The organism is Neisseria sp. (genome assembly GCF_030523955.1).
GTDB lineage: Bacteria > Pseudomonadota > Gammaproteobacteria > Burkholderiales > Neisseriaceae > Neisseria.
On sequence record NZ_JAUNHL010000085.1, the window covers coordinates 1 to 8,599 of the forward strand.

8 protein-coding genes are annotated in these 8,599 nt (G+C 50.7%); 3 read left to right on the plus strand and 5 right to left on the minus strand.

The features are described 5' to 3' along the window. Positions 1–75: 75 nt before the first annotated feature. Positions 76–591 (plus strand): DUF4760 domain-containing protein, encoded by a 516-nt coding sequence (locus tag Q4C79_RS12515; RefSeq protein WP_303091355.1) that lies wholly within the window; start codon positions 76–78, stop codon positions 589–591. Between the two features lie 535 nt (positions 592–1,126). Further along, a complete protein-coding gene (locus Q4C79_RS12520; protein ID WP_303091356.1) occupies positions 1,127–2,728 on the plus strand; it encodes an SWIM zinc finger domain-containing protein in 1,602 nt (533 codons plus the stop codon). Between the two features lie 373 nt (positions 2,729–3,101). Here the strand turns inward: Q4C79_RS12520 and Q4C79_RS12525 are convergent, their stop codons facing one another. The 5 genes from Q4C79_RS12525 to Q4C79_RS12545 form a co-directional block, all read right to left on the minus strand. After that, positions 3,102–3,194, minus strand: coding sequence for a methionine/alanine import family NSS transporter small subunit (locus Q4C79_RS12525; protein ID WP_303091357.1), 93 nt, complete (start codon positions 3,192–3,194; stop codon positions 3,102–3,104). After that, the gene (locus Q4C79_RS12530; protein ID WP_303091358.1) at positions 3,191–4,714 is read right to left on the minus strand and encodes a sodium-dependent transporter; all 1,524 of its coding nucleotides are present in this window, start codon (positions 4,712–4,714) and stop codon (positions 3,191–3,193) included. Before Q4C79_RS12530 ends, Q4C79_RS12525 begins: the two co-directional genes overlap by 4 nt. Before the next feature lie 229 nt (positions 4,715–4,943). After that, the gene (locus Q4C79_RS12535) at positions 4,944–6,284 is read right to left on the minus strand and encodes a murein transglycosylase A (RefSeq protein WP_303091359.1); all 1,341 of its coding nucleotides are present in this window, start codon (positions 6,282–6,284) and stop codon (positions 4,944–4,946) included. Positions 6,285–6,365: 81 nt separating this feature from the next. Beyond that, positions 6,366–6,797: a DUF3617 family protein gene (locus Q4C79_RS12540; RefSeq protein WP_303091360.1), complete on the minus strand. Its 432-nt coding sequence runs from the start codon at positions 6,795–6,797 to the stop codon at positions 6,366–6,368. Between the two features lie 184 nt (positions 6,798–6,981). Then, a complete protein-coding gene (locus Q4C79_RS12545; protein ID WP_303091361.1) occupies positions 6,982–7,665 on the minus strand; it encodes an HAD family hydrolase in 684 nt (227 codons plus the stop codon). Between the two features lie 527 nt (positions 7,666–8,192). Here Q4C79_RS12545 and Q4C79_RS12550 point away from each other — a divergent pair. Continuing rightward, complete coding sequence (locus Q4C79_RS12550) at positions 8,193–8,447, plus strand: hypothetical protein (protein ID WP_303091362.1); 255 nt, start codon at positions 8,193–8,195, stop codon at positions 8,445–8,447. The last annotated feature ends 152 nt before the right edge of the window (positions 8,448–8,599 follow it).

The window sequence follows — 8,599 nt, forward strand, 5'->3', positions numbered from 1 at the left end:
TAAAAAGCATTTGCGGAAAGTTTTACCTGCCGTGGGAGATTTTATGACTGCATTACTACGGAGCTCTTATTTTAATTGACTATAACTATCAAAGCTTATGAGGCCCCTATCTCTGAAAATAACTCAGCTATATTAGAGGCTGCAAAAATGTTTTTACTCTGCCTTGGTGGTAGCGGAGTTGTTTTGTCTACATATTTTTCTGCTGCAAATATGTTTTTGGAAAGAAGGGCTGCTGTTATTGAAAACACATTTGATCTTTTGTCGCGTTGGGATGATCCTCATTATTTAGAGGCTAGAAAATGGACAAGAAAAGCAAAAGAAAAAAAATCTGACACATCAGATAATGACTTGATACACGAAATTAAAAGCAATGAAGACTTCAAGCAATCTGTTGTATTGGTACTTAACTATTTAGAGCATGTAAGATTTTCTTTGGAGACTAAAAGAATAGATAAGAATTTATTTATTCGGGTGTTAGGAGAAACTATTACTGATATTGCCAAGAGATTTGAGCCGTACGCTAAAACACTTAGCACTCAAACTGAGCAAGACTTAAAAGAATTAATTAATGAATTGGAATCAAAAAAATAAGATGTTAATGCTTTGGGTAAGCGCAGCGTGTGTGCCTTTGGACACACACGCGTTGGTAGGTTATCTGCTTTTGGTTCTACGCCGTCTGAAAGCTTGATTTTTCAGGCGGTACTGTTTTCGTGTTTCATGCGCACCTCGATTTGTTCGGGTGACTATTGCTGATCCGGTAGCTTTTCCTGTATGCAGACCAAGCGCAGCGCACAGGCGAACTTGGGTTTGGGGCGGCAACGGGTTCGCCGTTGCCGATAGTGCTTTTCTGCCCGGCAGACACTGTATGACCGGGTACTTGCATTGCAACGCAACTCGCGTGAAATGATGGATTTGTTGTGCTTATATTGTCAATTCAAGGGGTTAAAAAGTTTTTTGCAAAGGTCTCAGACGTTTTCATGTTTAATCGGCCGATTTACGGTTTTGGAAAATGCTGTCTTTGCGTATCTTTAAAGCCCGGCGGCGGTGATTCGGGAAACCAAATTTTCGTTTGGGTAGCGTATTTCCGTTTATCATGGCAGCGGTTCCACTTTGGAGAAAGTTTGTTATGAGTAATCCTATCCGTTTACCCGATATTTTCCCGCCGCATATTGCCGATCGCGGCCGGCATTATTTCGATCATGGCCAGGTGCTGGAAATTCGTGAAACGGCTGCCGGGCGTTATCAGGCAATAGTGCGCGGTTCGGCAATGTATTCGGTATGGCTGAAACTGGATAAAGGGCTGCGCATTCAAAGCGGTGGCTGCGATTGCCCTTACGATGATGCTTGCAAGCATATGGCGGCGTTGTGGTATGCGCTGCGGGCGCGGCTTGAAACGCAGGGGGTATCGCAATCTTTGGTGGATTTATTGGCTCGTGCGGATGAGGCGGCTTTACGCAAAATGCTGTTGCGCTTGGCTGAAGACGAAACGGTACGGGAGCGTTTAACCGCCTTTTTGCAACCTGAAAAGCGTGAGGAAATCTATCAGCAGCAGGTCAAGCAAATGTTCGCCCGTGCCGGCTATGATTATTACGATGCCATGGATTTGGGTATAAAGGTGCAAGATTGGTTGGGCGAGGTGGCGCAGGATGGTGAGGCGGCGGTTGCCGATGCTTTGCCGCTGTTGATGCCGCGCCTGATTCGAGCGTATGAAAGAATGGATGATTCCGACGGTATTTTGGCCGATGCTATTGATGGTGCGGTTGAGTTGTTGGATCAGACCACTCGCGAAAACGCGCCGGAAAGTCTGATCCGCTGTTTGGATAAATGCTTGAAAGATGATCGTTATTTTGAATACGGCGACAGCGGCTACAAACTCTATCACATTCGCGCCCGAATCTGGCAGCAAAACGGCCAATGGAGGGTGTGGCAAAAATATGTGGACACCCGCTTGGCAAAGGTAGACGAGTGGAATAGCAAGTTTTGGGCGATGGCGCGTTGGCAGCTGTTTCAGGCGCAGGGCGATGATACGGGCGCGCAGGATTGGTTTGAACGGCATCTTTATCTGCCCGAATTTCGTAAAATCGCCGTGGCGCAGGCAGTCGGGCAACAAAACTGGGCGGAGGCCGAACGGCTGTTGCGCGAAGGTATGGCGTTGGCTGGGGCGAAGGGGCACTTGGGCACCCTGCATGATTGGAAATTGCAACTGTTTGCGGTAATGCAGCAAACCGGTGCGGATATCCGCGCCTTGGCAGAGGATTTGGCATTTCATAAAGACGATTTTTCGCTGCCACATTATCAGGCTTGGAAAGCCACGTTTTCCGAGGCCGAATGGCCGGCTGAATTTGAGCGCCTGCTGGCGCGTTTGGCCAAAAGTGCTTGGCTTAGCGCCGAAATTTTGCAGCATGAGCAAAAATTTGATTTATTGCTGTCGGTATTGAAACAATATGCTGGCTTGAGTTTGGCAACGCTGGATCATTTCAGCCCGTCCTTCCCCGAGCCGTATCATGCGCAGATTGTCGATTGCTATTTGACGGTTTTCGATAAGGAAATCTCTAAGGCTCACACTCGCAAACAATACCGCCAATTGGCCAAGCAATTGAAAATGCTGGCCAGCCGTTATCCAAAGCAGCAGGCGGTGAATGCATTTGCGGCGGAAATCAAAGTGCAGAACAACATCAAACCGCGCCGTCCGGCACTGTTGGAGGAATGGGAAAGAGTAGGGTTTTAGCGGTGCGGTTAAGCCACTATAGTGAAGTAACTTAACTTTCGCGAAGTTTCTGCTGCGCCAAAACCCAAAGAGAACGATTTTGCAAGCCGAGACCTTTGCAAAAAAGTTTTTAATCCTGAATTTATTGATATCTTGTCAAGCCCGAGCATGACGCAAGTGTTTTTAGTTATCGAAAAGAATTTTGCAAAGGGCTCAAGCCGTTAAAGCGGCAACAGAATCGGTTCCGTACGTGTTTACTGTCTGCGGCCTGCTGCTTTGTATCGAAGTAATTAAACCCGCTATATACATTCGGTTGCCAAACATTTAAAAATGCCTGTCTGAAAAACGTTCAGACAGGCATTTGTTTGCTTTACGCTGGGTTAAACCGGTTGCTTTATTCTTTTGGCAAACGCCATACCGAAAGAATAAAACCGCCCCAGATCACGACAATCATAACCAACATCATAACGATGGCGATGGTGCTCATTGGTGGTCTCCTTTGTGAATTTCGTCGGGGTTAAACTTGCTTTCCATGCGCCAGGGCAGAAGGGAGAGCAGCAGGGCTACCACGACGAGCCCGGCGGACATACCCCAGCCGAACAGGTTGAGGAACCAATCGGGGTAGTCGCTGTAATTTTTGGCCAGCAGGTTTTGGGTGTCTTGGAACAGCATATAGCCCAGCATGGCAACGGTGGCGCCGACAAAGAGATACCAGATGATGCCGACTTTGAAGGAGGACACGGCGTTGATGTGGTTACGCAGTATCGGTAGTTTGCGGGCGACAATCAGGGCCAGTACGTAGATGAAGCCGGCGGCGACGATGCCGTAGGTGTTGACGAATTTATCCATCACGTCCAGCACCGGCAACCCGGTGGTGGTGCCGAACAGCAGTGCGGAAATCACGGCCATCGGGATGCACACCAGCAAGGTAGCGGGGATACGGCTCAGGCGCAGTTTGTCCTGCACGGCGGCAATGATCACTTCCACAATCGAAATCATCGAGGTGATGCCGGCAAACACCAGCGAGCCGAAGAACAGCAGGCCGATCAGGGCGCCGAACGGTGCTTGGTTGATGATGGTCGGGAAGGCGATAAAGGCAAGCCCGATGCCGGAAGAGGCAACTTCGCTCACTTCTTTGCCGGCGGCAGTGGCCATAAAGCCCAGTGCGGCGAATACGCCGATACCGGCCAATACTTCAAAGCTGCTGTTGGCAAAGCCTACTACCAAACCGGTGCCGGAGAGGTCGGATTTCGGTTTCAGATAGGAGGAGTAGGTAATCATGATGCCGAAGCAGATCGAGAGCGAGAAGAAGATTTGGCCGTAGGCGGCAACCCATACGCCGGGGTTGGACAGTTTCGACCAATCGGGCGTAAACAGGGCGTCGAGGCCTTTGGCGGCGCCGGGCAGGGTGAGCGCGATGCCGACCATCACCATAAACATCACGACCAGCAGCGGCATGAAGAAGGTGGAGGCACGCGCCACGCCTTTTTGTACACCCAGTGCGAGTATCAGCAGGGTAAACAGCCATACGCCGAGCAAGGGGCCCAATACTTTGCCGACAAAGTTAAGGCTGACGTCTGCGCCCTCGGCCATGTGCAGATATTCTTTAAAGAAGAAGGCTTGCGGATCGCTGCCCCATGCGCCGGTTAATGCATAATAGGTGTAGCTGGCTGCCCAGCCGATGATGACGGCGTAGTAAATGCAGATGATAACGTTGGCCAGTACGTTCCACCAACCGAAGGGCTCCAGCCAGCGGCCCATGCGTCGGAAGGCCAGCGGGGGCGAGCCGCGGTAGCGGTGGCCGATGGCGTAGTCGAGAAACAATAGCGGTATGCCGGCGGTGAGCAGGGCAATCAGATAGGGAATGATAAAAGCGCCGCCGCCGTTATCATAAGCAATATAGGGGAAACGCCAGATGTTGCCCAAACCTACCGCCGAGCCGATGGCGGCGAGCATAAATGCCCGGCGGCTGGCGAAGGTTTCGCGTTTGGATGATGAATCGGACACGATGGATACCTCTTGGAAATTAAATGTGTAAAAAACCGGGTGAACCGAAAAAAATTCTCTTGATGCTGAATTTGGGTAATATTATGCGAGAAAAGTTTAAGAAAGTGTAGGTTTTTAGAGGCCGTTTAACGGGAAAACGGATTTTTGCCCATAAAAATGCCTGTCTGAAACACTTGTGTATGGTTGTAATCCAAAAGTTTTCAGACAGGCATTGGTTTGGCCGGTTCTTTTACGGGGTGTATTGCGGCTTAACGCCGTTGGGCAGCAGTTGCCACACATAGCCGGTGTTTTTCATTTTGCCGGCTTTGTTGCCGGCTTCGTCGCCGTACCCCCAGAAGAAGTCTACGCGAACGGCCCCTTTAATGGCCGAGCCGGTGTCTTGCGCCATAATCAGGCGGTTGAGGGCGCGGCCGTTTTCGGGATGGGTGGTGGCGAGAAACAGCGGGGCGCCCAGCGTGATGTAGTGGCGGTCGACGGCGCCGGCATATTCGCCTTTAAGCGGGGTGCCGAGTGCGCCTATCGGGCCTAAGTCTTCGCCTTCCTGTTTGCGGAAGAAAACATAGCTGGGGTTTTGTCCCAACACTTCGGCCAGATGCGAGGGGTTGTTGCGCATCCATTGTTTGATGCCCTGCATCGAGGTTTGCCCCAACGGCAGATAGCCTTTGTTGGCCATGTATTTGCCGATGGAAACGTAAGGCTGCTCGTTTTTATCCGCATAGCCCAAGCGGATAAATTGGCCGGACGGGGTTTGCAGGCGGCCGGAGCCTTGGATTTGCAGGAAGAAGAGTTCTACCGGGTCTTCGGCGTAGCCTAAAATCGGGGCTTTGCCGTTGAGGGCGCCGCCGTTAATCTGGGCGCGGGTGTAGTAGGGTACGAAGCGGCCGCCTTCGACAAAACGGCCTTTGATGCTGCGGCTGCGTTCGGTAATCGGGAAGTCGGCCAGATTGGCGGTGAAGGTGCCGTCGGCGGCAATGGCGCCTTTGTTGTTGCCGGTGGGTTTTACGCGCACGATGCCGCGGCTGCTGCGGTGGGCGGCAGGTAAGTCGACGCTGATGAAGTCGTAGGGCAGGCCGTAAATCGGGAAACGGGCCTTATTGGTTTGGCGGGTATCGCCTTTTAGAATCGGCTCGTAATAGCCGGTGATGGTGCCGCCGAGCTGGCCGTTGTCGCTCACTTCCCACGGGGTGAAGTAGTTTTCAAAGAAGTGTTTGGCGGAGAAGTGCAGGTTGGGGGTACGGGCGGCTTGTTCGCAAACATTGTACCAATCGGCGCGCGCTTTGAGTTTGGTACAACCTTGTTTGAAGGAAATCAGGCTGTTGGTGAAGTTTTGGAACGTCCAGGAAGGCAGGGCGTGGTGGTCGACGGCGCGGTAGCTGACGGTGGCGCCTTCGGGATTGACTACCGTGCCGTGCGGCAAACGGATACCGGTGGGCAGCGCGCTGCCGATGGGAACGTAGCCGCCGCTGCTGCCGGTCGTTGGCGGGGTGCTCGGCGGGCGTTTGCTGCTACAGGCGGCCAATAGGGCCAGCAGGGCGACGGCAGCGAAACGGGAAATCGGTTGGTGGTGCATATTTATATCTCAAATCAATAATCGGCTTTCCGGTTGACGGTACGGCCGGGGTAAAAGTTCGTTTGTTTTTTCAGACAGGCCCTAATCGCTGCATTGGCCGGTATCGTCGTTTTGGTGTTGCATCTCTCCTTCCGCCACATAATCGTTGCCGTTGGGGTTGGCGACGACTTGCCGGACGCGGATACGGCTGTCGGAAAGTTTTTGGTAATTCATTCGGAAGGTCAGCCGGTTTTCGCAAATGGCGCGAAAGGCGGCGGCATCGCCGTTTTCTTCTGCATCTTCAATCCGGCAGCCGTCGGCTTGCAGCTCGGCTGCCTGCGCTTTGGCATAATCGGCGGCGGCGCTGCGGCTGATGCATATTTCTTCGGTGCCTTCTACGAAATCGGTTTTTTTGCTCTCGCGCTCTTGCCAGGAAATGCGGTGCGCAAACTGCCAGTTGCCGGCCTTCACTTCGAACGATTGCGCCAACGGGGCGGCCAGTAATGCCAAAACCGGCAGAATGTATTTGAACATAAAAGCTTTCCTTGCAAAAAGAGGGGCATTATAACAAATGCCTGTCTGAAAGAAAGTTTTCAGACAGGCATTTCTGTTGATGGAATAAATATCTTCGCGGGATCGCGGGTGGCACGACCGCATTTTCCCATCGGGCAAACCACGTGCATACGCGGATTTTTGCCTCAAAAAACCGCTTCGCCGGTTAATTGTCAACGGGGTTTAGTAAAGCAGCCAAATCTTCGAGTTTGTCCAAATGGCCTTGGGCGCGGTATTCGGTGGGAAAATGAGACTCGTTGTGCGAGTAGAGGGCGTTGGGCATACCTGTAATTCTCAAGGTTTTCCAGCCTAAGCGGTTGGGGGTGATGAAATCTTTGGCGGTATTGTCGGCGATATAGATATATTGTTTGCCGGGCCAGGTTTTTTCGATCTGTAAAAAGCGTTTGTCATCAGGTTTGTCGGCGCCAGTGGCTTCGGAAATCAGCACCAGATCGAAGCGTTCGAGCAAACCTAAGGCGGCGAGTTTCAAGCGTTGGGTGATGCTGCGGCCGTCTGAGATCACTGCGGTGGCGCTGAATCTGGATATCAGGTCTTTGAGTTGTTCCGATGGCATGCAGCTTGATAAATCAGGGATGTGCAGGCGGTATTGCCACAATAGGGTTTGTTTTTCGGAGGCGTTAAGCCCGCAATCGTTGCATAGTTGATCCAGCCATGCGCCCAATGTATCCAGGCTCTCAAACAAGGTTTCGGCATTGTACCGCGGGTAAAGGGAGGCGATGGTGTTGCAAACTGATCGGATACCGGAGATTTTGTAACAATGTTCTGGATAAAGCGTATCGTCTAAATCTAATACGAGGACGGTGCTTTCAGGTGAGATCATACTGCTCATAAATAAGTTCTTTCTGTGCTGCTAACCGAAAACATTTTATTGTGCAGCTTTGTTTATCGGTTTTTAGGGGGCTAAGAAGTTTGTCACGCTGCACAAATATACGCCGGAAACATTAAGGTTTTCTGACGAAGGTGGTTAAAACGGTCTTTTTTGCCCGACAGATTTTATGTGAATGCATACTGCAAGCTAATCGGTATTACTCTTGTTTCTGCGACGTTGCCGGGCTAAATCAAAGCAGGTTTTTGCGGCCTTATGCAAGTGTTTTATGCTGAGATATGGCATATGAATTCCGGGCGGTATCTGTTCGGGGAACTTTTCTCGTAGCATTATACGCCTCATCACAAAGATGGCGCATCGGATAATGATAGATAATATCAAATGTTCTGCTAGAAATTTTCACCATCCGATGGCCAATCAAGCTTGATGAAGTGTGAATAATATTTCTGGATCCAATGAAAACAAGGTGTTAAATTTATAAAACAAAGAATCTCGTTGTTCTTCTGCCCGGTAATGAAAGGAGTACCGTTATGCGTTTACATATTGGATCCATCATTATTTTAATTTGCGGCCTCGCTGCGATTATTCCCGGCATCATGACGCTTTTCGGTGAGGGTGAATGGGTACATGAATTGTTACGCCAGCCTGCCGGTGCGATTGCGCTATTGGTGATTGGCGTTTCCTGTGTATTGGCGGCTTTTTTTCCATTGTTGGCGACCTATCTGACCGGCAGGGAGCATGGGGATACAAAGCTGAACAAAAAAGACAGTGATGGGAACCGTTGATGGTGTTATCCATAGTTTTTGATATAGCGGATTAACTTTCGCGAAGGCGTTGCTGCGCCAAAGCTCAAAGAGAACGATTTTGTACGCCGCTATAGCAGATTTAATTAACTTTCGATACAAGGCAGCAAGCCGCAGACAGTACAAGTAGTACG